This window comes from Zymobacter palmae (assembly GCF_003610015.1).
Classification (GTDB): domain Bacteria; phylum Pseudomonadota; class Gammaproteobacteria; order Pseudomonadales; family Halomonadaceae; genus Zymobacter; species Zymobacter palmae.
The window spans coordinates 614319-641314 of sequence record NZ_AP018933.1 but is presented as its reverse complement, the minus strand read 5'-3'; the positions used below and the strand labels follow the sequence as shown (position 1 = coordinate 641314).

The window sequence follows — 26996 nt, the reverse complement described above, 5'->3', positions numbered from 1 at the left end:
TTAAGGAGGTGATCCAGCCGCAGGTTCCCCTACGGCTACCTTGTTACGACTTCACCCCAGTCATGAACCACACCGTGGTAACCGTTTTCCCGAAGGTTAAACTAGCCACTTCTGGTGCAATCCACTCCCATGGTGTGACGGGCGGTGTGTACAAGGCCCGGGAACGTATTCACCGCGACATTCTGATTCGCGATTACTAGCGATTCCGACTTCACGGAGTCGAGTTGCAGACTCCGATCCGGACTGAGGCGAGCTTTCTGGGATTAGCTTCACGTCGCCGCTTCGCAACCCTCTGTACTCGCCATTGTAGCACGTGTGTAGCCCTACTCGTAAGGGCCATGATGACTTGACGTCGTCCCCACCTTCCTCCGGTTTGTCACCGGCAGTCTCCTTAGAGTTCCCGACCGAATCGCTGGCAAATAAGGATAGGGGTTGCGCTCGTTACGGGACTTAACCCAACATTTCACAACACGAGCTGACGACAGCCATGCAGCACCTGTCTCAGAGTTCCCGAAGGCACCCATCCATCTCTGGAAAGTTCTCTGGATGTCAAGAGTAGGTAAGGTTCTTCGCGTTGCATCGAATTAAACCACATGCTCCACCGCTTGTGCGGGCCCCCGTCAATTCATTTGAGTTTTAGTCTTGCGACCGTACTCCCCAGGCGGTCAACTTAGTGCGTTAGCTGCGCCACTAAATCCTCAAGGGATCCAACGGCTAGTTGACATCGTTTACGGCGTGGACTACCAGGGTATCTAATCCTGTTTGCTACCCACGCTTTCGCGCCTCAGCGTCAGTGTCAGTCCAGAAGGCCGCCTTCGCCACTGGTATTCCTCCAGATCTCTACGCATTTCACCGCTACACCTGGAATTCTACCTTCCTCTCCTGCACTCAAGTCTGCCAGTTCCAAATGCTGTTCCCAGGTTAAGCCCGGGGCTTTCACATCTGGCTTAACAGACCGCCTACGCGCCCTTTACGCCCAGTAATTCCGATTAACGCTCGCACCCTCCGTATTACCGCGGCTGCTGGCACGGAGTTAGCCGGTGCTTCTTCTGTGGGTGATGTCCTTCCTGAAACGTATTAGGTCTCAGGCTTTCTTCCCCACTGAAAGTGCTTTACAACCCTAAGGCCTTCTTCACACACGCGGCATGGCTGGATCAGGCTTTCGCCCATTGTCCAATATTCCCCACTGCTGCCTCCCGTAGGAGTCTGGGCCGTGTCTCAGTCCCAGTGTGGCTGATCATCCTCTCAGACCAGCTATGGATCGTTGCCTTGGTGAGCCATTACCTCACCAACTAGCTAATCCAACATGGGCTCATCCGATAGCGAAAGGTCCGAAGATCCCCTCCTTTCTCCCGTAGGACGTATGCGGTATTAGCGTGCGTTTCCACACGTTATCCCCCACTATCGGGCAGATTCCCATGCATTACTCACCCGTCCGCCGCTCGCCACCAGGAAGCAAGCTTCCCGTGCTGCCGCTCGACTTGCATGTGTTAGGCCTGCCGCCAGCGTTCAATCTGAGCCATGATCAAACTCTTCAGTTTAAATCTTTCATTGGTCATTAGGTGACCAATCCGGCTCGAGTATCGAAACAACTCATTGAATCGATGAGTTACTTGATGCTCGAAATGATGATTCACTTCGAAAACCTCAAGCACCCACACAAATTGCCTGATCATCTTGTTAAAGAGCGTCTTGCGAGCGGCGTTTGCTGCTCAGCAAGTGGAAGCACATTCTACATTTCCTGAAGATTTTGTCAACCGCCGATTTGGCGATTATTTCAGGAGACGATACGGCTATCTCAACTGAAACCTCTTCAAAAAAAGCGAAGACCTACAAGAGGTTAGCTTCCGTGCCACCCGGCGTTTGCCCTGGCAGCGAGGGCGTACTTTACAGAGATCACCCGGGGTTGGCAAGGGCTTTTTCACCCCCATCGCAAGATGAGTAATGCAGCGCGTCCAGAAAAGGAAATGGCGCCTAACGAAGAAAAGGCGCCATAAGTTAACGGCTTATCAGGCAATGGGGCATCGCCGTCATACCAGAGCGACTTATCTCCCCTCTTCTATTAGATCGTCGGGGTCTACCGTCGTCAGTCGAGCCAGACGCGGGCCGAGCCATTCCCGTATGGCTTCCATGCGAGCAAAGACGACCGGCACACAAATCAGACTCAGCAACGTAGAGGTGACCAAACCGCCAATGACAGCCGTTGCCATCGGGATTCTAAAGCCTGAGTCGGCGCCAAATCCCAACGCAGCAGGTACCATCCCTGCCACCATCGCTACCGTCGTCATCACGATAGGGCGTGCACGCATCATACCGGCATGCTTAAGCGCATCGTGCAGCGAACGCCCATCACGAAGCCCTTCTATCGTGAAATCGACCAGCAGAATCGCGTTCTTGGTCACGATCCCCATCAACATCAGCAGACCAATGATGGCCGGTAGATCCAGTGCGGCACCAATAAGCCACAGGGCCGCAATAGCGCCAACCAGTGACAGCGGTAGCGTGAAGAGAATCGTGAGCGGCTGCAGGAAACTGCGAAACAACAGCACCAGAATCGCGTACATGGTCAAAATGCTGGCCACCATCGTCAGCGAGAAGTTTTCGAACATTTCATCCATATACTCAGCGTCGCCGTACGTCACTTGCTGCACACCTTCGGGCAGGTGCTGCAATGTCGGTAACAGCTGTGCGGCATCCAGTGCTTCGCCCAGTGATGCAGACTGGAGATTGGCTTCGATGCTGATGCGACGCTGGCGATCATGGCGATCAATACGCGCCTGACCTTCGCCGTACTGGATATCGGCAACGGCGGACAGCGGTACGCCCTTTTCATGCGTCAGGCTTGAAATACGCAGACTGCCCAGCACATCCAGATCGGAGCGATCGCGTTCGGACAAGCGGACACGCAACGGTATCTGACGCTCCTGTATGTTGTAGTGCGCCGACTGGGCATCCTGCTCACCCGTCGTTGCCGTACGCAGCACGTCACCAATAGCGGTGGTACTGACGCCCAGACGTGCAGCATCGTCGGGGCGGGGGCGTACCTGCAATTCCGGTCGTACAGGCGCCAGACTGATCTGCACGTTCGCCAGCTGTGGTAGTCGGCGCATGTCATTGGCCACGCTGCGAGCGGCGGCTTCCAATGCCGATGCATCGCGCCCTACCAGCATAATCGAAACTTCGCTATTGCCTTCCACTAGGAATTGGAAACGCGTATCCGGTACAGCGGCCAGTCGGCTACGGATATCGTTCTCAAACGCTTTGCGCGAAAGCTGGCGCTGATCGCGCGGTAACAGGGTAATGCTGAAGCTGGCGTCATCAGGTGATTCGGCAATGACCAGCACATGCTTGACTGCCGGATGCGCACGAAGGATATCGGTGATGCGCTGCGTCAGCTGCTGAGCCTGTGCACCCGAGCTGCCGGGCGATAGCGTGACGCGCAGCTGGGACAGGCTGGCGTCATTGGCGGGAAGGAAACCGCTCGGCAAAGTACCCCCTACCCATATCGACGCGACAAAGAGCGCAGTGGCAGCGGCCAGCGTTTTCCACGGGTGCCGCAAGGCGAGGTCCAGCATACTGACATAGCGCTGCATCAGCCCGCCTTTCGGTGATTCATCCTTATAAGCGGGTACCGTGGATGCAGGCACCGCACGCATGAAATAAGCTGCCAGCAGCGGCGTCAGAAAACGAGCCACCAGCAGCGAGCACAGCACGGCAATGGCTGAGGTTAAGCCAAACTGGCGGAAATACTGGCCGATGACACCGGGCACGAACCCTACTGGTGCGAAGACCGCCACGATGGTCAGTGTCGTGGCTAATACAGCCAGTGAGATGCCATCCGCAGCATGCAACGCTGCGCGGTAGGGCCGTTCCCCCATATGGATATGGCGATCTATGTTTTCAATCTCGACGATGGCATCGTCAACAAGAATGCCAATGACCAGCGTCAGTGCCAGCATGGTGATGCTGTTAAGCGTGAAGTTCAGCCATAACATGGCAAGGAACACGGGCAGAATCGACAGCGGCAAGGCAATGGCAGCAATCGCCGTTGCACGCCAGTCACGCAGGAACAAGAAGACCACCAAGATTGTCAGTATGGCCCCTTCCACAAGGGTATGCATGGCGGTGCTGTAGCTGGCGCTGGTATAGGCCACCGTCGAGGTCACTTCATGCATGACGATGCCCGGCTGTTGAGCCTGCAACGCTTGCAGCCGCTCGGCGACACGTTCGGCAACTTGGGTATCGCTGTAGCCCTTTCCTCGCCAGATGGAGAATCCTACTGCAGGCTCACCGTTGAACTGGGCAAAACCAGAGGGTTCGGTGACTGTTTCTCGGATGCGCGCCAGTTCACCCAGCGGCAGCCAACGGCCACCCGGCATCGCAATAGGTAAGGTTCCTAGTGTATCGGGCCGTGCCTGCCGCCCCTGTACGCGAATGGTGTGCCGTTGGACGGACGTTTCCAGATGGCCGCCCGGCACGTTGGCATAAGTATCACGCAGCTGAGCATTCAGCGTTTCGATGCTCATGCCATATTGCGCCAGCACAGCGGGGTCCGGTTCAATACGCAGTTCCTGCGTGGCGCCGCCAAAACGAGCGACGCGCTGGACACCTGGTACGGCTAAAAGCTCTCGGCGGACGGTATCATCCACGTACCATGATAGCGCGGCAGAAGATTGCCCTGGGGCTTCTAGTACGTACTGAAGCATGGCCCCGCCTTCGACATCCACGCGCTGAATGACCGGCTCGGGTATGTTCTGAGGCAGTTCACCGCGGATCTCTCCAATGGCAGCACGCACATCACTGACCGCGCGATCGGGGTCCGTTCCCAGCTGAAATTCAACGATGGTGTCACTTTCAGAGGCCTTGGCGGTCGACTCGATATGACGCACGCCTGACAGCCCGGTCAGCGCATTTTCGACGCGACGGGTTATCTCCGATTCGATTTCAGAAGGGGCGGCACCGGGCTGTACGACGGCAACGCTGACCAGCGGAAAGGCAACCGGTGGGTTGGCATTCACGGGCAAGCGCAGGAAAGCCATAACACCCGCCAGCGTCAGTACGCAGAACAACACGATGGTGGGGATCGGGTGACGAATCGCCCAAGAAGATAGTCCTTGTGTCATGGCTGCACACTCGTGGTGGTATGAGTAGCCGCGGGTACGCCTTCGACCCTTTCCCCTTCCGACAACAAAGCGGCACCGGCCAATACGACGGTATCCTGAGGCGTCACGCCGTGACTGATTTCGACCCATTCGCCATCGCGCCCACCGGTGCTGACATCCACGCGTTTGACGCGCTGATCCGCACCAACAACGAATACATAGGTAGAGCGACCATCATTGCCGTAGCGCAGTGCACGCGCATCCAGCGCCAGCGCTTGGCGCTCATCCAAGGACAGCTGAACGCTGCCTGCCGTACCCGCTCGCAGCCGTGACAGTGCACCATCGGTTGCCGTGATGCGCACCTCTCCATACCCCGTATCGCTATCTACAACCGCAGCGACCTGTCTGATTTGCCCAGGCAGGTGACATGATGGCAAGGACAACTGGGCGGGCATTCCAACCGAAATGTCCGGCAGCACGGAGGCCGGCACCTGTGCACTGAACTCAAGATCACCGTCGCGCACTAGGGTAAACAGAGGGGTCTGCGCATTGACCAGCGCACCGGTCTGTACCTGTCGCTGGATGATCAGCCCCGCGACAGGCGCTCGCACTTCGGCATGCGCTAGCTGTATACGGGCCGCCTCCGTTTGGGCACACATCTGCTTCACTGTGGCTTGTGCTTGCTCATACTCTGCCTGAGCGCTGGCGTAAGCAGCAGTGGCCGCTTCCAGTTCCTGTGTGCTGATCGCTCCGTCAGGCTGCAGGCGACGAGCGCGTTCAAGCGCCGATGCCGTTTCCTTCATGTGCGACTGAGCATGCACTTGTTCAGCACGGCTACGCTGGATGCCCTGCTGGGACTGCTCAAGCTGGGCGGACAATGCATTGCGTTCGAGCCGTGCAAGCACCTGCCCTTGCTGCACTCGCATACCCACATCGGCTAGCACTTCACGTACACGCACGCTGTCCAGCGGTGCCATCACCGTTACCTCTTCTCGCGCTACCCAGCGCCCAGAGGCCGTCACCCGCCGAGCCATCGTGCGTGCCTGTGCATACTGGGTTTCAACGCGCTGGGCGGAAAGCGGTACAGGCGGTTCTTCCGCCCACACCTTCTCCTGTGCACCCAGCGCCATCACCAGCGCCATCACCAGCGCCATTGCCCACCACGCATGCCGTCCACATTTCCCATAGGAGATCATCGTTAGCCACCGCATTCGTCTTAGAACGTGTAATCCAGCATGGCGAATCCGGCAGCGCCAGTGCCACTTTCCACAATGGGGCTGTGACGCGCGCGATCGCTGAACGCCATCAGATTGGCGCCCATCAGCAGGGTCCAGTGGGAGTTAAAGCTGTGCTGCCAGTCCAGAGAGGTGGAATAGGCGTAGATGCCAGATTTGGTATCGAAGCGCTCGAAGCTCGAGCGACGTTCCTGCTGCTCGCTCACCCCGAAATAGGTGCGGTTATAGCGGCCATCCCCCATGTGGGCATTGACACCAAGCGTCACCGTATCGGTTGAGCTGCTGAACAGCGTGCTTTCTAACCCAAACCGATAGCGGTTACCTCGGTGATAACCTGCCACACGGAATTCGGCTTCGCCGCTGACCGCTAGCCATGAAGTGATGGCCTGAGAGAGCAACAGATCAGCGGTAGTGGCCCCCGTCACATCGCCCATGCCACGCAGGCGATCTGAACCGGCTCGCCATGAACTATCGTGGTCTTTGCGACCGGGGTCATAGGCCAGAGCGCTACTGACATAAAAGCCGCTGTCATTCATGTATTCAGCACCGATACCGCGCGTCGAATCGGCGAAGAAGATTCCGCGAGAAAGACTGAGGGTTGGCAGCAGCAGCGCGTGTGTCTGCTGAGAGCCCATATAGCGAGGGCTAACGACAGTGCCTAAGCCAACGGCAACGGTGGTCTTATCTCCCCACAGGCTGCGCGATGCCTCGGGCACGGTTTCTTCGGTTTGACTGGCGTGAGAAACGCATGCGCATGCCAGTCCCATGACGGACAGCACGGCACGCAGAGGGGCCTTGAAGCGGCGTGTAGTCATTCGTACTGCTCCTCGCGAGGAATGTAGAGGAGAAGCAGTACACCAACGCCTTGGCAAGGGGGGCCTAAGAAAGGATCAATATTCGATGAAGAAAAAGCGGATTCTCTTAATGAGGCAGGAGGATGCGGAGAGAAGCCCCCCCGCCGTCACGGTTATGGACGGACAGATGACCGCCATGCGCCTGTACAATCGCGGCCGCTACCGCCAGCCCCAACCCACTGCCTCCTGCATGCCGCGAACGCGAACTTTCCGCTCGCCAGAACCGGTCGCATGCGCGCGCCAGATGCTCGGGAGCGAAACCGGGACCGCCATCATCGACGGCAATGATCACGCCCCCCTCCTGCAACCGTGCCTGTACTATGACCCAGCCCCCCGAGGCCGCGTAGCGCATGGCATTGTCGAGCAGGATAGACACCACCTGACCGAGTCGATCCCGGTCCGCGCGCAGCTGTAACGCATCATCCGCCTCGACCTGAGCCTGCATACCCAGCTCTCGCAGCCGTGGAGCCGCCCACGCCATGCGCTCTTCCAACAGCGACCGCACGGCAAAATCGCTCGGTGACAGTGCTAACTGTTCCGCCGAGATCAGCGAGAGCAGATACAGGTCATTGATAAGGTGGTTCAACTGGTCCAGCTGACGCATGATCAGCTGGAAATTCTGTGCGGTAGGCTCGAAGACACCGTCTAGCATGCCCTGCAGACGTCCCTTGGCAGCCGTCAGCGGAGTTCGTAGTTCATGCGCCGTAGCCGCACTAGAGGCTTGCAGCTCACGCTCGCGTCGCTCCAGACGTTCGGCCATACGGTTGAAGTCATCCGTCAGGCTGCGCAGCGCCTCGGGCGAGTGCTGCGCCAGTGCAGCCCGGGAGGTGAGGTCACCTTGGGCGATCCGATCGGCCGAAATGGCCACCGCACTGAGCTGACGCGATAGGCGCAGTGACATCCATGCTCCGCCAACAAGAATCAGCGGAATCGACAGCAGAATAAAGCCACCAAAGAACAGCAGATCCTTATTTTCAGACTCGTTGGTAAAGTATTCACCGTACATGTACTCCCCATAGATCTGCAGCAGACGCTGGCGGTCTCCTCGAGGCTGCGCTTCGAGCATATCCAGCTCTTGACGCACGGGCGCAGGAATCTTGGCCCGCAAGTGCCCTTCCCACCAAGCGAACCGCAGCCACATTCCACCACAGACAAACAGGATGGCCGACATCGCCAACGCAATCATGCGCACGCCGATCCAGCGCCAGAGCGGCGCACCGGGGCGCACTCTGCGTTTACGAAGCAATCCAATCATGAGGCGCACTCTCTCACGAGACGTTGCTGAAGCGATAACCCAGGCCGCGCACGGTCAGCAGGACATCCTGCACATTCGCCTGTTCCAGCTTGCGGCGCAGATTGTAGATATGCACATCAACCACGCGTTCCAGCGCATCGCTTTCAGGCAAGCAGCGCTCCAACAGCTCGGCACGCGAAAACATGCGCGTAGGCCGAGCCATCAGCATGGCCAGCATGCTGAACTCCGTACGCGTCAGGTCGATCGGCTGACAGGCTCCATCCACGTCAATGGATGCCTGCGCGGCTTCAACATCGACCACCAAATTGCCGTGCCGCAGACACTGACGACGGTCCTGGGCACTGCCGCTCCAGCGCCGCAGCACGGCATGAACGCGCGCGACGACCTCGCCGGGATTGTAGGGCTTGACCACATAGTCGTCGGCCCCGTATAGCAGGGAGTTAATGCGGTTCGACTCGCTGCCGACCGCCGTCACCATGATGACGGGCGTCGTCGAATGCTGGCGGATTGCGGCCATGACATCATTACCGCTCAGACCGGGCAGCATGATGTCCAGCAGCACCAGATCGGGGCGCCACTGTGCATGCTGCTCTAAGGCTTGGTACCCATCGGCAACGTGGCGCGTCTGAAAACCATCTCGCTTCAGATAAGCACCTAATACCTCGGCGCCATCAAAATCGTCTTCGACGATCAACACTCTGCGCTGACTCATAGACCCGCTCTCTTCATGATATCTTGATAGTCCGTCAATATTCTCTTGATTCCAAAATGAGAATATCGCTTCCAATTTCAGCTCATATTTATTATCAATACCGAGCCTTACTCTTATCATCAATCGGGCTTCATCATAGAAAATGATGTTATGCATTTCAATTAAATAATTTAATGCCATGCATTATTTAAGAGAAGAATAGACAGTTTTCTTAAAAGCACATGTCTACAGCCCGTAGACGCGCAGCGAGCGGACTTCCACTGTGGCAAGCGCAGTCATAAGCATCGGGGCTTGCCGACAATGTATTCCCCCTTTAATTTCCATCCAAGGATATTTGTTATTCATCGCGGGTGATCATTACCTTATTGTAATCATACCGATTTATTGTCATGAAAATGAATGTAAGGCAATGGTAGATGAATGATTGTCCTTTGAATATGACGGGCGTTATATGAACACTATGCTATATCGTACCAGCTGTCTGTTAACCCTCTGTGCCCTGACAGGCTGCTCATTGGCGCCCGATTACGAACGTCCGGCCGCGCCCATTGCAGCCCACTATTCAACTCAGGACACATCTGCAACGGCTTCCACTGCCGTGCTGGAAGATGGCTCTCTCTTCTATACGGACGAACGGTTGCGCAAACTGATTACGTTGGCACTCGCCAACAACCGGGACTTGCGCCTTGCCGCGCTAACGTCAGAACGTCTGCAGAGCCAGTACCGCATTCGTCTTGCAGAACAGTGGCCCGCATTGAACGCCGAGATCAGCCAAGAGCACATCCGTCCCGAGTCCTCTTCTGACACGGCAACGTATGGCTTGGCGATTTCAGGATATGAGCTGGACCTATTCGGTCGCGTACACAACCTCAAGGAAGCAGCGCTTGCGGACTATTTCTCGTCCGTGGCCTCGCGCCATGCAGCTCAGCTTAGCTTGACGGCTGCCGTCGCCACCACGGACCTATCGCTGAGAGCCGATGAGCGACTGCTCGCGTTAGCGCGCGAGTCACTGCAAGATCAGCAGCAGACCACGGCGCTGACGCACAAGCGCGCTGCCGAGGGACTCGACGATGAGCGAGCCTATCAACAGAGCCTTTCTGCGGAACAGGATGCCATCGCAGCCGTTGCCCGCTACGAGCAACAGCGAGCACTGGATGAACACGCCTTGCTGCAGCTACTCGGCGTTCCCGAGCTTCCCACCGACATTCCTAGCGCCGCGATAGCCCCTGTTGAACAGGTCATCGGTGATGTTCCGGCAGGGCTGCCGGCTGATCTACTGACACGCCGTCCGGATATCGTCGCCGCCGAAGACCGTCTGATGGCCGCCAATGCCTCTATCGGCGCCGCACGCGCCGCATTCTTCCCGCGTATCACACTGACGGGATCATACGGCCGCGCAAGCAACGATCTGGCCCATCTGTTCAACGATTCAGTTCGCGGTTGGTCGTTTTCACCGAGCGTGACGCTACCGCTGTTCGATTTCGGCGCTCATCAGGCCAACTTGGAGGTCGCCAAGATCGAAAAGGATATGGCCGTAGCAGAGTATGAAAAAGCAATTCAAGGCGCGTTCCGAGAAGTAGCGGACAGTCTGAGCGCCAAAGCTACCCTACGGCAGGACTTCGAGGCCGCCCAACGCAAGGCCGAGGCTCAACACAGAAGCGCACAGCTTGCCGACCAACGATTTCAGGTCGGACGCGATAGTCGTATCGACATGATGAGTGCCCGCACAGCATGGCGCGATGCAAGGCAAGCGCAGATCCAGGTGTCGCTGCGTCAGCAGCTCAATCTGATCACCCTCTACAAATCGCTCGGCGGAGGCTGGGACAGACAGGCCCTGCTGTCTCATATGAGGCCAGCCACCTAACGGCACGGCTCTATTCCTCTTTCCGCATCTTTCTTAAAGATGCCCCGTTTTGTCAGCGCTGCATGACCACGGAAGGTCTAGCGCTGACACCTTCTTCGCCCAGATTCCTTTACTAGCCCGCGACAGCTAGCTCGCCAGACGATCTTCTTCATTGTTCAGCACAACAACGCGCCCCAAAGCCAAAAGGATCAGCGCCATGTCACGGTGACCCAGTGGCGCAACGGTGAGCTTTGCAGCATCATGTGAATCCCCCCCTCATCGGTGTGACCGTGTTGAGGTTACTCGGCATGCGCCGCTAACTCACCGAAGTACCACCGCTCACAACGATAGTCATCACTGGCGAACAATAGACCCTTCTCTTCCATATTTGATGGCAATGCCAGCGCCCACTCATCGCTGAGTCGCTGATGTTCGATAAGGGATCGTCGCCCGAAGTGGTTCTCGCCGGGTTCCGTGTGAGCCTGAAAATAGTCTTCACGCGTATAGATACACAGCTCGCTGGCAAACATACTGGGTAGAACGATGCAGCAGGTGACTCGGCACTCAGACAGTGCCGCTGGCTTGGCAGCGGTTAAGTGAGCACACGCCGCGATCATTTCCTGTGCACAGTAGGCCTGCAGCACGGAAGAGGTCTGTTTGCCCTCTACTAACGCACACGCAACGGGAATCTTGATGCTCCAATAGCCGTGTGCATAGTCCTCATCCGTTAGGGTCGGAAAGTATCCTTCAAAGGATGCGGCCCAACGGCTGATCGCCCGCAGACGACGCGGTACGCCGCGCAGCTTCTTGTGAGTAAACGAAAGTGATCGAGCCATGACATGCCCCTATGCAATTGACGTTCTGGTAACTGCCCGCCACGTGCTTGCCAGCACAGTAGCCGCACGGCGTGCAGCGCGAGGGTACGGTAACGGCCTAGACAGGGTGAGACGGAACAGACACGCGTGAAAGAGACGCGATCGCGCCATGTCGACCAAACGGCCGCTTCGCAATGACAGAAGGAAGGTGACAAAGACAGATATGGATAGGAAAGAGGGTAGATAAAAACAAAAAAAGCCGCTAGGCGAACCTAGCGGCTTTTTCATCAAATCAGTGGCGGAGAGGGAGGGATTCGAACCCTCGAAGCCTTTCGACTTACACACTTTCCAGGCGTGCTCCTTCGACCACTCGGACACCTCTCCGTTCAATGTCTTGCGACATCGAAGTGGTGCGTATACTAACCGCCTTACATCGGGATTGCAACCCCTCTCCCCCGATTCCTATACACAAAACATCCACTAAGGACATAACACGGCGATCACGGCGTAGAACATCACGACCAGTATTCGATGAAATCGGCTGGCTCAAGGGCCACCGGAGGACGTGGTTCCGTGGCGGGCGTTCCCAGATAGATGAAGCCTACCAATTCATCCATCGGCTTCAGTTCGAAAGCACCGCGTACCAGCGGGTCGGTAGCGTAATCCCCCGTACGCCAAAACGCACCAAGGTCCTGCGCGTAAGCCGCGTACAGCATGGCATGTGCCGCACACCCTGCCGTGATGACCTGTTCCTGACGTGGGATGCGCTCGGTGCGTTCAACGCGGGCGATAACCGCGATAATCAGCGGTGCCGTCAGTGGCTTCTGGCTGACTGCCGCCAGTGTTTCATTCGAGGTGCCTGGAGCACGCGATTTGAGCGATGCAGCCATCAGCCGCCCCAACGTCGCTCGCCCTTCCCCACTGATCTCGACAAAGCGAAAAGGGGCCAGCGCACCGTGATCGGGCGCACGCAGCGCGGCTCGGTAAAGCAGATCAAGCTGCTCGGCTGAAGGGGCGGGATCGGTCAGGCGACCACATGAACGACGCTGCAACAGTAACGTATCAGCCTGCATGAAGAACCTCTTGATGACAGAAGCTCCGGTAAACCGGAGCTTCATGGTGAAGGGAACGTGCGCACACCTTACTGGCGGATAAGGCGCGGCCAAGCGGGCAACGCCGTCAGAGCATGATCCGGCGTGGCGCGCGTCGGGTTGATATCCAACCCGCCTCGTCGAACATAGCGTGCACTTACCACCAACGACTCGGGCGCAATACGGGACATAATATCCACAAAAATACGCTCGACACAGTGCTCATGGAAATCTTGGTGCTGGCGATAGGAGATCAGATAGGCCAGCAGCCCGTCGCGTGCCATACGCGGCCCGCGATAGCGAATGACGACGGCACCCCAGTCAGGCTGCCCTGTGACGGGGCAGTTGGACTTAAGCAGGTGCGAATATACCGTCTCTTCGACAATCTCCTCCGACGCCTTGGTCAGCAGTTCCGGCGTGGGCGTGTAGTGCTTGATGGCAACGTCCAGATCATCGAGACACTCGCCCGGCATCGCCTGCCCTGCCAGCGAAGAAGCCTCCACGCTCAGCAGTTCGACGCTAACCGGCGCACCGGCGGCGGCACTGAGATCTCGCGTCATACGTGCCACGACCTCGTCTTCTGAAACGAATGCGGTCTGATTGAAGCTGTTCAAGTACAGCTTCCACGACTTGGACTCGATCAGATTAGGCGACTGCGCCGGCAAAGTGAAACGCCCGATTCTGACATTCGGCCGTCCAGAAGGTTCCAGCCAGGAAATCTCGAACGCCTGCCACTCATCAACGCCCACAAACGGCAGTGCAGCAGCATCAACGATACCCAACGGGCGTCGCTGAGGCATACGGTCAATTGGGAACAGCAGCGACGCATCGTACTGCTCGGGATAGGCTGATTCATGCCCCAGCGGTGCATCAACCAGAAGTTCGGACTGCGTTTTCATCAGCTACGGATTCCTTTACCTTTCGCCAGCATGTACAGCGCCGCCAAGAACATGACCACGATGAAAAGCACGATCACAGCCAGCGCCCAACCGATACCCACATCGGCGATGTTCAGGATACCGTATCGGAAACCGTTCACCATATAGAGCACGGGGTTGATCAGCGACACGTTGCGCCAAAACTCGGGCAGATCGTTGATCGAATAGAACACACCACCCAGGTAGGTCAGCGGGGTCAGCACAAAGATCGGAATGATCGAGATATCATCAAACTTGTTGGCGAACAGCGCATTGATGAAGCCTGCGATGGAGAACATTGCTGACGTCACGACTACTACCAAGATGGTCAGCAGCGGATGTGCCACGTGCACGGTGGTGAACAGCAGCGATACGATCGTGACGATCAGCCCAACCAACAGGCCACGTGCCATGCCACCAATCACAAACCCGGTCAGGATGACCCAGCTGGGCATCGGTGACACCATCATCTCTTCGACCGAACGCTGGAACTTGGTGCCAAAGAACGATGACGCCACATTGGAATAGCTGTTGGTGATGACCGACATCATAATGAGGCCAGGCACGATGTAGTCGATATACGCCACACCATCGATGTTACCAATGCGCGAGCCGATCATGCTGCCGAAGATCAGAAAGTACATCGACATGGTGATGGATGGCGGCAACAGCGTCTGCGGCCAGATACGCATGAAACGGCGAACTTCTCGAACGGTCAACGTCCAGAGCGCGACCATGATCTGCTGGGCATTCATCCGCGAATCTCTCTTCCCTTGTGATCTACCAGTGAAACGAACAGTTCTTCGAGGCGGTTGGAACGGTTGCGCATCGACATCACCTCAATGCCGTGCTCAGAGAGCTGCGCGAAAGCGTCATTGATCTTGCGCCCCTTAGGCACGACCAGTTCCAGCTGCATGTCATCAAGGCGGCGCAGCTCGAACCCTTCCAGCATCGGCGCCTGTGCCAGCGAACGCTCGGTATCCAGAATGAAGGTTTCGGTATCCAGCTGCTGCAACAGTGCGCGCATACTGGTGTTCTGCACGATCTGCCCTTTGTCGATGATGGCGATGTTACGGCACAGACTCTCAGCTTCTTCCAAGTAGTGCGTGGTCAGAATGATCGTCATGCCTTTTTCGCGGTTGATGCGCTGCATGTATTCCCACATGCTGCGGCGCAGCTCGATGTCGACGCCGGCCGTCGGCTCATCAAGAATCAGCAAGCGTGGCTCATGCACCAGCGCACGAGCGATTAGCAGACGGCGCTTCATCCCACCCGAAAGCATCCGCGCAGCCACATTGCGCTTCTCGTACAGCCCCAGATCTTCTAGCAGCTGCTCGGCACGCGCCTTGGCGACCTTGTAACGAATCCCATAGCAGCCCGCCTGCGCGGTGATGATGTCTTCGACTTTCTCAAACTGGTTGAAGTTGAACTCTTGGTTCACGAAACCGATGTCGAACTTGGCGCGTGAAAAATCCCTGTCGATATCGCGCCCGAAGATTTCGACCTTACCCGAGGTCTTGTTGACCAAAGAACTAAGAATGCCGAGTGTCGTCGATTTACCCGCCCCGTTAGGGCCAAGCAGAGCGAAGAAGTCACCTTCAGCCACATCAAGGTCAATGCCCTTGAGGGCTTGGTGAGTACCGTAGGTCTTGGTCAACCCGCGGATGGAAAGCGCTGGAGTCCCCATGCGTCACTCCCTGTGCAGCGGTGGATGATCATATCCGTGGATAGAGAAGAAAATTTGGACGGCAGTATGGCATAGCCCATGCATCCGGCCGAATCGAGGATAGCGGCCTACAAAGGCCGCATTTATTTGCATGCTAACAAAAAAGCCCGCACACCGCGAACATAGCGATACCCGCCTTATAGACTCAGCATAGTGGGGGAACAGCAGCATTCAAAAAGTGGGCTACGGTACTGACATGCCCATAGTATGGCGTATCTATACGAAAATAGTGAGAACGGTTGCAGACTTAAGCGCATCGACCGGCCTGTTTTATAGCAGAGCGGCCAAGCTCGGCGGCAGAATGGCATGCAACACGACGAATCGTTCGAGCAAAAGGGGAAGCCGAATATATTGCAGCAGCGAAGACCGCTAGAAGGAATGCAAATAGAAACTAACAAAGGGGGGAAAAGAAGTGGCGTCCCATAGGGGGTTCGAACCCCTGTTACCGCCGTGAAAGGGCGGTGTCCTAGACCACTAGACGAATGGGACGCATTGGCTGTCAGAAAGACAGCAGATTCCTGAATAGGAATGCCGCCATTATGCCCATTATGCGCAGAATGGTCAACTATTCAGCACGACCTTCTTTACCCGCCGGCCTCCTTTATTAGCAGGAAGGCCAAACGAGCGAAAGGTCATCACTGCGTTCCATGGAAGCAAAGGATAAGCGAGCCCGGTCTAGAACGCCTGAGCCTAGAAAGGTATGGGCGCTTCCTCTCCCCTGACATCCCGCACAGTCTGCTACTGAGCCAAGAATGGCGCCTATGCCCTCGTTTTTTCTTCAGAGGCACATCGTCGACATGCTCACCCTGTCCGTTGTTAGCCTACCGTCGACGCGCTACATGGATCGCTAAGCAGATAGCGACAAGCACCACCAGCGATGCCAGTGCACCGATGGACAGCATCACCGCATTCAGACCACCGTGTCTCAGCATTTCCGCATACAGTGCCCCGGCAAATGCCGTACCCAAGGCGAAGCAACCTTGCTGCACGGTAGCCAGCGCACCGCTCACTTCGCTGGCATAGCGCCTATCCACATGGGAAAGCGTCAGCCGATAGGCCGACGTCAGCATGATGGCATTGCCCAGCCCAATAACACCCGTCGCGCCCCACAGGTCATAGAACGTCAGGCGGTGGTTTAAGTGGTAGAACAGCCAGATTGTCGCCAAAAAACCGCTCACCGTTAGAAGCGCACCCAAAGCGTACGATAGGTGATCACCGAGACACTGGCCTAACCGCTTGCTGATGAGCGAGCCGATGAAGAACATCGCGCCCAGCGCGACAAATGCATTTCCCGATTCAAGCGGTGTAAAACCAAGCTCGCTCTGCAGACACAGTGCGGTCACGAACAGGTATCCCGGGAACGCGAAAGTGACCGTCATTTCTCGTACGAACCCGTTCTTGACCATTGCTTCTCTGAACATCGACGGAGGCAGAATCGCCTTTCTTCCTGCCCGCTCATGGCCGCGTTCGACCCGCCACAGCAAGAACGCACACGGCACCGTCGCCGCCAGCCACCACCACAGCCCATGCCATCGTCCGCCAAGGGATATCGGCACCATGACGGACAGCAGGCACAAAATGAACAGGGCGATTCCCCCCAGATCCATACTCTGTCGGGTGTCCGACGAGCGCGTTTCAGGGATGGTCAGACAGCCAAACATAAAGATAACGAGACAGATGGGCACATTAATAAAGAAGGCTACCCGCCATCCTAGGTTCCACAAGTTTGCGGAGACCAGCCAGCCCCCTGCCACCTGACCAAGAATGGCAGATAGTCCACCGATTGAGGTATAGATGCCGACAACATAGCGGTGGCGTTCACCCTCAAGCGTGGCATGGATCGTGGCGAGTATCTGAGGCAGCAAAAGCGCAGCAAATACGCCTTGCAGCACGCGCCCGAGAAGCATCGATACAATGCCCGACGCAAGGCCACAGAGCGCCGACGCGGCACAGAACCCGACGATACCTACCATGAACAGGCGCTTTCTGCCGTACTTGTCTCCCAAGCGGCCGCCCGTAGTGATCAGCGCAGAAAAGCTCAGGCCATACAGCGCCACGATCAGTACCAGCCCGGTCTCATCCGTATTCAGTGCCTTACCCAGCACATCAAGAGATACATTCACGATCGCGAAATCTACCTGTGGTAACACCTGTCCGATAACGAGAAGCAGTACCGCGACGATAGACAGCCCGCTGACATTATTTCCATGCTTCATATTTGCATGCCCATATAATAATTAGATAAAAAACGATGACACCAAACATATACTTAAAAGCAAAATTTACATGGCTCATAAATATTTTTTATAAAGACTACCTCGCGTCTGGAAACGCTCCAAGGTTTATACCTTCACACGGCGTTGGTCGATCTTAACGGTACCCAAAAACGTAATGTATCGGGTATCTATAGGCAGCACTCCGCCGATAACCACCTGCATTTTCGCATGCGATCACGATATTCACTCGACGTCTTTCCAAGTATCTAATGCCCCCACCCTTTCGATGGTGATATTTATTTAATAAATAATGATCATGAAAGAATAGCCGGCACCTTTTCACACGTTCGATTATATATTCAACGCCATCATTACCTGTTCTTAATCGCTGGACTGCATTATGCTCTCTGCGCTGCACCGCACAAGAAACAGTTTAGACATGTATAAATTGTATAGGGCTAATGAATGCACCCGGACAATCTCAAATGGGTAGGTGATTTTCTACGGGCCAAGCGAGAAAGCATTTCACCCGAAGCGGTAGGGCTGTCCAGACCGGCACGTACGCGTACGACAGGGTTGAGAAGAGAAGACGTCGCCGATCTTTCCGGCATCAGTACCGTCTGGTACAGCAAGATAGAGCGCGGACAGGCAGCGGGCATTTCTGCGCAGGCCTTCGCGTCCATATCCTCCGCTCTGCGGCTGACCAAATCCGAACGCAAATATCTGCACAACCTGATCTTCCCGCAGACACGCACCTACAAGGCGCCCTGCCAGACGACATCAGCGCATACGCTGCAACTGCTGACGCAGCTCAACCCGCTGCCCGCGCTACTGGCGAACGACTACCTAGACATCGTGGCATACAACGATGCGTTTCAGCTGATGATCGGCTTCGACCTAAACGACCTTCCTGCCGAAGCACAGAACTATCTTCACCTGACGATCACGCACCCTCAATGGAAAAGATTTGCCTGCATCGACAGCGAAGAAACACTCGCTTTGCGAATAACCCGCATGGCGGGCTTTCTACGAGACACTCTCGCCAAACGCCCCAATGACGACGTGCTGAAGCAACGGATTTGCGCCTTTAAAGCGCAGTCACCACTGTTCCATACCGCATGGAGCACCAATACCGTACTGCAGCCGGAAGAAGTGACCTACACCTATCGTCATGCTCAATTAGGAATAATGGCGCTGGACAAGCAACTGTGGTGGCACACTAACGGCAATGCCAGTAGCCGCTTGAACGTCTACTACCCCCAGCACGATGCCGACTTCCAGCGGTTGCAGCAACTCGTGTCACCAAACGCTGACCAAGCGTCCGCCCAGCCATAGGGCGCGCTCAATCCAAGCGTCCTTCCCACGATGAGCTTAGCGGCGAAAACACGTTCATCGTGACGGGCTACGGATATTGCCCCAAGACGCTTCACGCTATGAGGGATAAGGCATAAGGTAGTCGTCCTTGGGGCAGCACGGGCTGCCACGGTCTTACGGCTCTTTTGATGAGGAATCGGTAATGTCCGCGACGACGACCTTACCCGACGACGACCACGCATCACTCTTTCGCAAGGTGACGTGGCGGTTAGTGCCTTTCCTATGCTTCTGCTATCTCGCGGCGTACCTCGACCGCATCAACGTCGGCTTTGCACGACTGCAAATGCTGGACGATTTGGGCTTCAGCGAAGCCACCTTCGGTCTGGGAGCGGGGCTGTTCTTTCTGGGCTATATCCTACTGGAAGTGCCCAGTAATCTGGCACTACAGCGCGTCGGCGCACGGCTGTGGATCGCCAGAATCATGCTGACCTGGGGCATTCTGTCGGCCTGCACGCTACTGGTCAAAACACCGCTCCAGTTCCATATCTTGCGCTTCTTCTTAGGGGCTGCCGAGGCCGGCTTCCTACCCGGTGTTCTGTTCTATCTGACCCAATGGTTTCCCAGTCAGCGCCGTGGTCGCATCATTGCGCTGTTCATGATTGGTCTACCGCTGTCATCCGTCATTGGCGGCCCTCTTTCGGGCTGGATCATGAAGGCCGCCCATGACCTGCATGGCCTACACGGCTGGCAGTGGCTATTTCTGCTCGAAGGTTTGCCCAGCATTGCACTGGGCATTCTCGCTTTCTGGTGTTTACCAGATTCACCACGCCACGCACGCTGGCTGAACGAACAGGAACGCGCCACGATCGACGCTGTGCTGGCCCAGGACCAAGCAGAGATGCCTGCTGCGCGCCATCGTTTCAGAGACGGTTTCTGGAACCTGAAGGTGTGGATGCTGGGCGGTATTGACTTCTCAATCCTGCTGACCGCCTATGCGTTAGGGTTCTGGATGCCCACCTTTATCAAGGCGACCGGCATCAGCGACGCCTTCCATATCGGCCTGTTAACGGCGCTGCCCAGCGTGGCGGCCCTTATCGGCATGCTCGCCATCGGCGCCAGCTCTGACCGCCATCGCGAACGTCGCTGGCACATCATCATACCGTTCGTTATTGGCGCAGTGGCCATGGCGGGCAGCACATTCTTCACCCACAGCACATGGGCCACGGTGCTACTGTTCTCAATCGCACAAGCCATGGTGATCGGTGCCGTTCCCGTCTTTTTCAGCCTGCCCGCCACCTTTCTGAAAGGGACGGCCGCAGCAACAGGCTTCGCGCTGGCCTGCTCACTGGCCAATATCGCCGGGCTGGTCAGCAACTCTGTTATGGGCTTTGCAATGCAGCTAAGCGGACAGGCCGGAGGCGCCATGTGGTTCTTTGCCGTGTGCCTGCTCGCCAGCTCGCTGCTGGTAGTGGCCCTGCCAGCGAAGGTGGTCAATCGTTAGAATCGCATAAACGCTCCTCGTTCTACCCACCAAATAGCGAGAGATGAACGGGGAGCGCCATGTGTTAAATTGATGTCAGGCCATCGAGTGATGATGTGTATCAAAGAGGAAAGCACCCACACGCAGTGAATGCATGTGATTGAAAAATAAAAAGCCCCCGCTCACGATGTGAACGAGGGCTTTTCTAAAAACTGGAGCGGGAAACGAGGCTCGAACTCGCGACCTCCACCTTGGCAAGGTGGCGCTCTACCAACTGAGCTATTCCCGCATAACAGAAGAAGGTGGCGTCCCATAGGGGGTTCGAACCCCTGTTACCGCCGTGAAAGGGCGGTGTCCTAGACCACTAGACGAATGGGACACACTGGAGCGGGAAACGAGGCTCGAACTCGCGACCTCCACCTTGGCAAGGTGGCGCTCTACCAACTGAGCTATTCCCGCATATCTAGGAAGAAGTGGCGTCCCATAGGGGGTTCGAACCCCTGTTACCGCCGTGAAAGGGCGGTGTCCTAGACCACTAGACGAATGGGACACATTGGAGCGGGAAACGAGGCTCGAACTCGCGACCTCCACCTTGGCAAGGTGGCGCTCTACCAACTGAGCTATTCCCGCTTAGTACTTCCTATTGCCTCAAGCTTCCGAAAAGGTGGCGTCCCATAGGGGGTTCGAACCCCTGTTACCGCCGTGAAAGGGCGGTGTCCTAGGCCACTAGACGAATGGGACCTATCGCAACCGTTTCCGGTGAACTCAAGATGGCGCGCATATTATCGGCATAATGGTGAAGTGTCAAGCTACGACGTTGATATTTGAGTCATTGAATTGTGTCGACGGGCTTCACTTTCGACATCTGTAACGCGTCATTCCAGAAACAGCGCGCCTTTCAGTGCCTTATTCTCCTACAGCAGACAGCCTTTCACTAAAACTTGCGTCGGCTTTGGGCGGCCGCCACACTGCATGCTAAGGCCAACGATGTTGCTCTGTCGCCTTCGCGTTATCGGCTACTGTGCAGCGGCTCAGCGCCCGCGATACCGTTTCCGCTCTTCTTTCCTTCAGGAGTGTTCCATGCCCCACCACAAGCGACATGCCGACCACATTCATAAATCCGATCAGGAATGGAAAGCTCAGCTCACGCCAGAGCAGTACCATGTGACGCGCCAAGCGGGTACAGAAGCGCCGTTTAGCGGTGACTATCGCGTATCGCCTACTCCGGGCACGTTCCACTGTGTATGCTGCGACGCGCCGCTGTTCGACAACGACGATAAATACGAGTCTGGCTGTGGTTGGCCCAGCTTTGATCGCCCGCTGCCCGATGCCCACATCGAGGAGCACTTTGATACAAGCCACGGCATGCGTCGCGTCGAGGTACGCTGCCGTCGCTGTGGAGCTCATCTGGGGCATGTCTTTCCCGATGGCCCGCAAAACACGACGGGTATGCGCTATTGCATCAACTCGGTTTCGCTACGCTTCCACGCCAGCACGCACAATGAAAGCGATGGGGATCGAACATAGGCCGTTTTGAAGGATATTAGGAGCATGTTTCATCACCTCAATACCGCTGTCATTAATGGCGTTTCAAGCCACAAACGTGTGGTGGAAACCGTTTACCTAGTCTGGCGAAGACAATTACTCAGGTTATGAAGCAGCCCGCGGCACGATTGCGTGGCGTCTTCTAGACACACTATTCAGCGCGGTTGGGGTCCCTTCAAAAGAGGTGGTGGGCCGCGCGGTCGAGCGTCAGCGCGCTTATCAGATCCTTCGCAGACGCCATGTTCCATGATAAAGAAGGCATCTCTCGCCCATCCTGCGTAGAATGCCCTGTTATAACGTCGTCACCCTCCTGCCTTTTCTATTGTCACGTGTCACTGCAATGCACCTCGGTGCGCTGACCCAATGGCAAACGCTGCTCGCCATTGAGGTAGAGGCGGCGCTCCATTTGACATGGGATAGGCAAGGTGTTCTGGCGACGCCACTGAATGATGTATGGAGAAGTGCAATGCTGGGCTGGTTTCCCGGACATATGAATAAGGCACAGCGCCAGATCCAACAGGCGCTGCCCAAGATCGACGTGGTAGTGGAAGTCCTCGATGCACGTCTGCCCTACTCCAGCGCTAACCCGATGCTGGCTCAGCTGACGCGCCACAAACCGGTGCTTAAGCTGCTCTCGCGTGCTGATCTGGCCGACCCTATCGCGACACAGCAGTGGTGCGATTACTTCAACGCACAGCCCAACATGCGCGCACTGGCGATCACAACCACCAATGCACGGGAACTCAAGCCTATTGCCAAGCTGTGCCGCGAGCTGGCCGGGCATATTCGCGCCGACCGCGACGTACGCGTCATGGTGATGGGAATTCCCAACGTCGGGAAATCAACGCTGATCAATGGGCTGGCAGGGCGCAAGCTGGCCAAGGTCGGCAACGAGCCGGCCGTGACCAAGCGCCAGCAGATCATCAAGCTCGAAAACGGCATTTCGCTGACGGACACGCCCGGAGTGCTGTGGCCGAAGATTGAGGATCAAGCCAGTGCCTATCGTCTGGCCGCCAGCGGCGCCATTCGCGATACGGCGCTGGACTACCCTGACGTAGCCAAAGTCACTGTCGCGGAGCTGGCACGCCGCTATCCTGATGCTCTGAAAGCACGCTACAAGCTGACTGAACTGCCCATTTTCGACATGGGGAAAGCGGTGAAACAGGAAGCAGAGCAGCCCGAAATAGAGGTGGATGACAACGGCCTCAGCTATATCGACCTGCTGGCACGCACCGGTTTTGACGGCGATGCGCTGTTGGATACGATCGCTCGCAAGCGCGGCGGTCTGAAGGCCGGTGGCATCGTGGACATCCACCGTGGTGCGGAAGTGCTGCTGCATGAGCTACGTCAGGGCGTACTGGGCCGCATCACGCTTGAGTTGCCGCAGGATATCCCACAGGACGAGCCGGCTCGCCCGGACACTCTGCCTGAAACGGATGATAACGATAGCGACAGCTGACACTGCCAGTAACATCGTGCCATACATCGCCCTTGCTGCTACCGACGCAAAACACCGACTGTCGTACAAGCATCATGCGGGGGCGATACCTTCTTTCTTTGCCTTCTGATAGCCCTCTTGGGACCTTTAGCGCTAAGCACCTCCTCTTATAAACATCTGCTGACGGTTAGATATGGCAAAGCCTCCTCTTTGACCTTGCGCGGCACACTCAGCATTTCTGCGCCGTACGCGACAAATGAATGCCATTGCACGCGGTGTTTCCCACACACCCGATCAGTTTCATTGCGTCGCATTCTGCCTCGTAAATGCAATCTCTATGGGGCTTCAGAAAAAATCCCGACTGAAGTGGCATATCAAAAGCACGCTACGGTATGCTGAGTGATACGCCTGCGGTGCCACTTCTACGCCGAGCCTTCTGCTCGCCGTGTACACACCCTTGCTTTTCATACATTGAGGTCGATATCCCGTAGAGGCCTCTCGACATGGACCTGATCACGGCCCACTGATTTACACCTTCAAGCCCCCTCTAGGCAGAACCGAACATGAACGCTCCGATCCGCAAATCAAGAAAGCTCGACAACGTCTGTTACGACATCCGTGGTCCGATCATGGAGCACGCGCGTCGTCTGGAAGACGAAGGTCACCGCATCCTCAAGCTCAATATCGGTAACCCTGCCCCGTTCGGTTTTGAAGCGCCTGAAGAGATCCTCCAAGATGTCATGCGCAATCTGCCGACGTCCCAGGGCTACAGCGATTCGAAGGGGATCTATTCGGCACGCAAGGCCATCATGCAGGAATGCCAGCGCAAAGGTGTTCAGGGTGTCGGTATCGACGATATCTTCATCGGCAATGGCGTGTCTGAACTCATCATGATGTGCATGCAGGGTCTGCTGGATAACGGCGATGAAGTACTGATTCCTGCACCGGACTACCCGCTGTGGACAGCCGCCACGCATCTGGCTGGCGGTACCGCCGTGCACTATCGCTGCGATGAAGAAAAAGGCTGGGAGCCAGACATCGAAGACATGCGCGCCAAGGTGACGCCGCGCACGAAAGCACTGCTGCTGATCAACCCGAACAACCCCACAGGGGCCGTCTATTCACGCGAAGTCATCCTCAACCTGCTGCAGGTAGCGCGTGAAAACAATCTGGTAGTTTTCTCTGATGAGATCTACGACAAGATCCTGTACGACGGTGCCCAGCATATTTCTACGGCAACGCTGGCCGATGACCTGCTGATCATCACCATGAACGGTCTGTCCAAGAACTATCGTTGCGCTGGCTTCCGTGCGGCGTGGATGACCCTGTCAGGTGAGAAGCGCCATGCGCAGGACTTCATTCAAGGACTGAACATGCTGGCCTCAATGCGTCTGTGTGCCAACGTACCGGCACAGCATGCGATCCAGACCGCACTGGGCGGCTATCAGTCCATCAATGATCTAGTACGCCCCGGTGGCCGCCTGCTCGCCCAACGCGATGCGGCGTGGGAAGCGCTGAACGCTATCCCTGGCGTCTCATGCGTTAAGCCGAAAGGCGCGCTCTACATGTTCCCGCGCCTCGACCCCGAGGTATACGACATCAAGGACGACCAGCAATTCGTACTTGAACTGCTGTTGGAAGAAAAGATTTTGTTGGTGCAAGGAACGGCCTTCAACTGGCCTGATCCCGACCACCTGCGCATTGTCACACTGCCGTATGCAGACCAGCTGGTCGAGGCGATCGGGCGTTTGGGCAATTTCTTGGCTCGCCGCCGCAGTTAAGCTGCCCATCAGTTGGTGCGCTTGAATATGGCCTATATTAACCCCATTCCATCAGGCAACTATTGCTGATACACAGTGGTCTCATTCATGTGAGGCCACTTGTTCGTCCATCCTTGAATAGTGGGGCTTTCACCCGCCATTCACACAGGAGAGTACGTTTATGATGAGGGTGCTGCTGTTTCTAGCCACCAACCTGGCCGTCATGCTGATCGCGGGTATCGTTCTGCATCTGACGGGGCTTGATGTTTATCTGCGCTACCGCACCGGTACTAACCTGTTCGGCATGCTGGCAGCGTTTTTCGTCATCGGCATGGCGGGATCTGTGGTCTCGCTGTTCCTATCAAAATCCATGGCGAAAATGTCGACTGGAACACGCATCATCCAGCAGCCGCAGAACAGTCAGGAACAATGGCTGCTTGATACCGTCGCTGAGCTGTCACAGCAGGCCGGTATCCGGATGCCGGAAGTGGGTATCTTCCCGATGCAGCAGGCCAACGCCTTCGCCACTGGCTGGAACCGCAACAGTGCGCTGGTCTCGGTCTCTGAAGGGCTGCTCAATCAAATGCGTCCGGAAGAAGTGCGGGCCGTCATTGGTCATGAGATCGGTCACGTAGCCAACGGCGATATGGTGACACTGGCACTGATCCAAGGCGTAGTGAATACGTTCGTTATGTTCTTCGCCCGTCTGGTCGCGATGGGAATCGACACTTTCCTGCGCCGCAATGACGAAGAGCGAGGCATGGGTCAGCTGGCGTTCTTCCTCGTCGAGATGGTCATGCAGGTGATCTTCGGAATTGCAGCCTCGGCCATCGTGGCGTGGTTCTCGCGCTGGCGCGAATATCGTGCAGACGCAGCAGGCGCTCGTTTGGCAGGATCAGGCGCCATGATCAATGCTCTGACGCGTCTAAAAGGCGACGCACAGCGCCCCGATGAGATGCCAGACTCAATGACAGCCTTCGCCATCACTCAGGGACAGGTGGCATCGTTCATGCAGAAGCTGTTTGCTAGTCACCCGCCGCTGGACGAACGCATCAATGCGCTGAAACAGGCGGCCTATCGCTAAGCCGTTGAGACGTTCATAAACATGAAAGAGGGTGCCGGGATCAATATCTCGGCACCCTCTTTTCGTATCCGTTGAGCGCTGACAACCGCAGACCATATTTGTCTCTTTTCTCGGTCGGCTTTGCAGACTCGCCGTATTCCGTCAGAATGACCTTTACCCCTGTCATCAATCACACGTGGATAACAGGTGGCATTCTATTACCTCTTACTGAGCGGAAACCTCGGCCACATGATCGTACGTTGGGAAAGTGACCATGATTACGTGCTGGTGCATGTGCATCAGGACATGTTTGGCGACTGGATTGTTAGCCGCGCCTGGGGGCAGATCGGAACGCAGTTCGGCGGTCTAAAGCACATGTTGGCCGAAGACTATACGCAGGCCATGACGTGGGTGGACGACGTCCACCATATTCAGACATCACGCGGCTTTCACAAGGTGCTTGAAGTGGACAGTGAGTCACCGGAAGGTCAGGCAGCAATGCGCCAGCTTTCACTGCTGGAATAGCGCCACGCTTTCGATCAGTGTTATAGCCGCGATCAAGGCAACGCGAGCCAGTGCCTGTCGTAGAATTCACTATTGGAATACCGCACCTGATAGCAGCGCTCTGCT

19 protein-coding genes, 8 tRNA genes and 1 rRNA gene are annotated in these 26996 nt (G+C 56.4%); 8 read left to right on the top strand and 20 right to left on the bottom strand.

Going from position 1 to position 26996, the window contains the following annotated elements; translation table 11 throughout:
- Window position 1: 1 nt before the first annotated feature.
- The 6 genes from ZBT109_RS02860 to ZBT109_RS02835 form a co-directional block, all read right to left on the bottom strand.
- Window positions 2-1541, bottom strand: a 16S ribosomal RNA gene (locus tag ZBT109_RS02860).
- A gap of 504 nt (window positions 1542-2045) precedes the next feature.
- Window positions 2046-5123 (bottom strand): efflux RND transporter permease subunit, encoded by a 3078-nt coding sequence (locus ZBT109_RS02855; protein ID WP_027705553.1) that lies wholly within the window; start codon window positions 5121-5123, stop codon window positions 2046-2048.
- Complete coding sequence (locus ZBT109_RS02850; protein ID WP_169734011.1) at window positions 5120-6298, bottom strand: efflux RND transporter periplasmic adaptor subunit; 1179 nt, start codon at window positions 6296-6298, stop codon at window positions 5120-5122. The genes ZBT109_RS02855 and ZBT109_RS02850 overlap by 4 nt, the downstream gene beginning before the upstream one ends.
- 20 nt (window positions 6299-6318) lie before the next feature.
- Window positions 6319-7152: a MipA/OmpV family protein gene (locus ZBT109_RS02845; RefSeq protein ID WP_027705551.1), complete on the bottom strand. Its 834-nt coding sequence runs from the start codon at window positions 7150-7152 to the stop codon at window positions 6319-6321.
- 106 nt (window positions 7153-7258) lie between these two features.
- Window positions 7259-8446: a sensor histidine kinase gene (locus ZBT109_RS02840; RefSeq protein WP_027705550.1), complete on the bottom strand. Its 1188-nt coding sequence runs from the start codon at window positions 8444-8446 to the stop codon at window positions 7259-7261.
- A gap of 13 nt (window positions 8447-8459) precedes the next feature.
- The gene (locus ZBT109_RS02835) at window positions 8460-9158 is read right to left on the bottom strand and encodes a response regulator (RefSeq protein ID WP_027705549.1); all 699 of its coding nucleotides are present in this window, start codon (window positions 9156-9158) and stop codon (window positions 8460-8462) included.
- 451 nt (window positions 9159-9609) lie between these two features.
- On the opposite strand from ZBT109_RS02835, the gene ZBT109_RS02830 reads away from it, so the two are divergent.
- Window positions 9610-11022, top strand: a complete 1413-nt coding sequence (locus tag ZBT109_RS02830) for an efflux transporter outer membrane subunit (protein WP_051523954.1) — start codon at window positions 9610-9612, stop codon at window positions 11020-11022.
- Between the two features lie 278 nt (window positions 11023-11300).
- Here the strand turns inward: ZBT109_RS02830 and ZBT109_RS02825 are convergent, their stop codons facing one another.
- From ZBT109_RS02825 to ZBT109_RS02790, 8 genes are all read right to left on the bottom strand, one after another.
- Window positions 11301-11837, bottom strand: coding sequence for a DUF3916 domain-containing protein (locus ZBT109_RS02825; RefSeq protein WP_038278671.1), 537 nt, complete (start codon window positions 11835-11837; stop codon window positions 11301-11303).
- 275 nt (window positions 11838-12112) lie between these two features.
- Window positions 12113-12200: transfer RNA gene (locus ZBT109_RS02820), tRNA-Ser, on the bottom strand.
- A gap of 131 nt (window positions 12201-12331) precedes the next feature.
- Complete coding sequence (locus ZBT109_RS02815; protein WP_027705547.1) at window positions 12332-12889, bottom strand: nitroreductase family protein; 558 nt, start codon at window positions 12887-12889, stop codon at window positions 12332-12334.
- A gap of 68 nt (window positions 12890-12957) precedes the next feature.
- Window positions 12958-13806: an NADPH-dependent 7-cyano-7-deazaguanine reductase QueF gene (queF, locus tag ZBT109_RS02810; RefSeq protein WP_027705546.1), complete on the bottom strand. Its 849-nt coding sequence runs from the start codon at window positions 13804-13806 to the stop codon at window positions 12958-12960.
- Window positions 13806-14579: an ABC transporter permease gene (locus ZBT109_RS02805; protein ID WP_027705545.1), complete on the bottom strand. Its 774-nt coding sequence runs from the start codon at window positions 14577-14579 to the stop codon at window positions 13806-13808. Before ZBT109_RS02805 ends, queF begins: the two co-directional genes overlap by 1 nt.
- Window positions 14576-15511, bottom strand: coding sequence for an ABC transporter ATP-binding protein (locus ZBT109_RS02800; protein ID WP_027705544.1), 936 nt, complete (start codon window positions 15509-15511; stop codon window positions 14576-14578). Before ZBT109_RS02800 ends, ZBT109_RS02805 begins: the two co-directional genes overlap by 4 nt.
- Before the next feature lie 452 nt (window positions 15512-15963).
- A tRNA-Glu gene (locus ZBT109_RS02795) sits at window positions 15964-16039 on the bottom strand.
- A gap of 332 nt (window positions 16040-16371) precedes the next feature.
- Window positions 16372-17766: an MFS transporter gene (locus tag ZBT109_RS02790; protein ID WP_038278666.1), complete on the bottom strand. Its 1395-nt coding sequence runs from the start codon at window positions 17764-17766 to the stop codon at window positions 16372-16374.
- A gap of 465 nt (window positions 17767-18231) precedes the next feature.
- On the opposite strand from ZBT109_RS02790, the gene ZBT109_RS02785 reads away from it, so the two are divergent.
- Both ZBT109_RS02785 and ZBT109_RS02780 read left to right on the top strand, forming a co-directional pair.
- Window positions 18232-19101 carry a helix-turn-helix transcriptional regulator gene (locus ZBT109_RS02785; protein WP_027705543.1) on the top strand — a complete coding sequence of 290 codons (870 nt, stop codon included), beginning with the start codon at window positions 18232-18234 and terminating at the stop codon, window positions 19099-19101.
- Between the two features lie 181 nt (window positions 19102-19282).
- Window positions 19283-20581, top strand: a complete 1299-nt coding sequence (locus ZBT109_RS02780) for an MFS transporter (RefSeq protein WP_027705542.1) — start codon at window positions 19283-19285, stop codon at window positions 20579-20581.
- 192 nt (window positions 20582-20773) lie between these two features.
- On the opposite strand, the gene ZBT109_RS02775 is transcribed toward ZBT109_RS02780, so the two are convergent.
- From ZBT109_RS02775 to ZBT109_RS02750, 6 genes are all read right to left on the bottom strand, one after another.
- Window positions 20774-20849 (bottom strand) — tRNA-Gly (locus ZBT109_RS02775).
- A gap of 14 nt (window positions 20850-20863) precedes the next feature.
- Window positions 20864-20939 (bottom strand) — tRNA-Glu (locus ZBT109_RS02770).
- 4 nt (window positions 20940-20943) lie between these two features.
- Window positions 20944-21019, bottom strand: a tRNA-Gly gene (locus ZBT109_RS02765).
- Window positions 21020-21034: 15 nt separating this feature from the next.
- Window positions 21035-21110 (bottom strand) — tRNA-Glu (locus ZBT109_RS02760).
- Window positions 21111-21114: 4 nt separating this feature from the next.
- Window positions 21115-21190 (bottom strand) — tRNA-Gly (locus ZBT109_RS02755).
- 35 nt (window positions 21191-21225) lie between these two features.
- Window positions 21226-21301: transfer RNA gene (locus tag ZBT109_RS02750), tRNA-Glu, on the bottom strand.
- A 339-nt stretch (window positions 21302-21640) separates the two neighbouring features.
- Here ZBT109_RS02750 and msrB point away from each other — a divergent pair.
- The 5 genes from msrB to ZBT109_RS02725 all read left to right on the top strand — a co-directional run bounded on the left by msrB (window position 21641) and on the right by ZBT109_RS02725 (window position 26891).
- On the top strand, window positions 21641-22087 hold the full coding sequence (msrB, locus tag ZBT109_RS02745; protein ID WP_027704919.1) for a peptide-methionine (R)-S-oxide reductase MsrB: 447 nt from the start codon (window positions 21641-21643) through the stop codon (window positions 22085-22087).
- A gap of 484 nt (window positions 22088-22571) precedes the next feature.
- Window positions 22572-23564, top strand: coding sequence for a ribosome biogenesis GTPase YlqF (gene ylqF / locus ZBT109_RS02740; RefSeq protein ID WP_027704918.1), 993 nt, complete (start codon window positions 22572-22574; stop codon window positions 23562-23564).
- 542 nt (window positions 23565-24106) lie between these two features.
- Window positions 24107-25324 (top strand): pyridoxal phosphate-dependent aminotransferase, encoded by a 1218-nt coding sequence (locus tag ZBT109_RS02735; RefSeq protein WP_027704917.1) that lies wholly within the window; start codon window positions 24107-24109, stop codon window positions 25322-25324.
- A 160-nt stretch (window positions 25325-25484) separates the two neighbouring features.
- Window positions 25485-26387 (top strand): protease HtpX, encoded by a 903-nt coding sequence (gene htpX, locus ZBT109_RS02730; RefSeq protein WP_027704916.1) that lies wholly within the window; start codon window positions 25485-25487, stop codon window positions 26385-26387.
- Between the two features lie 228 nt (window positions 26388-26615).
- Window positions 26616-26891 carry a hypothetical protein gene (locus ZBT109_RS02725; RefSeq protein WP_027704915.1) on the top strand — a complete coding sequence of 92 codons (276 nt, stop codon included), beginning with the start codon at window positions 26616-26618 and terminating at the stop codon, window positions 26889-26891.
- Window positions 26892-26996 lie beyond the last annotated feature (105 nt).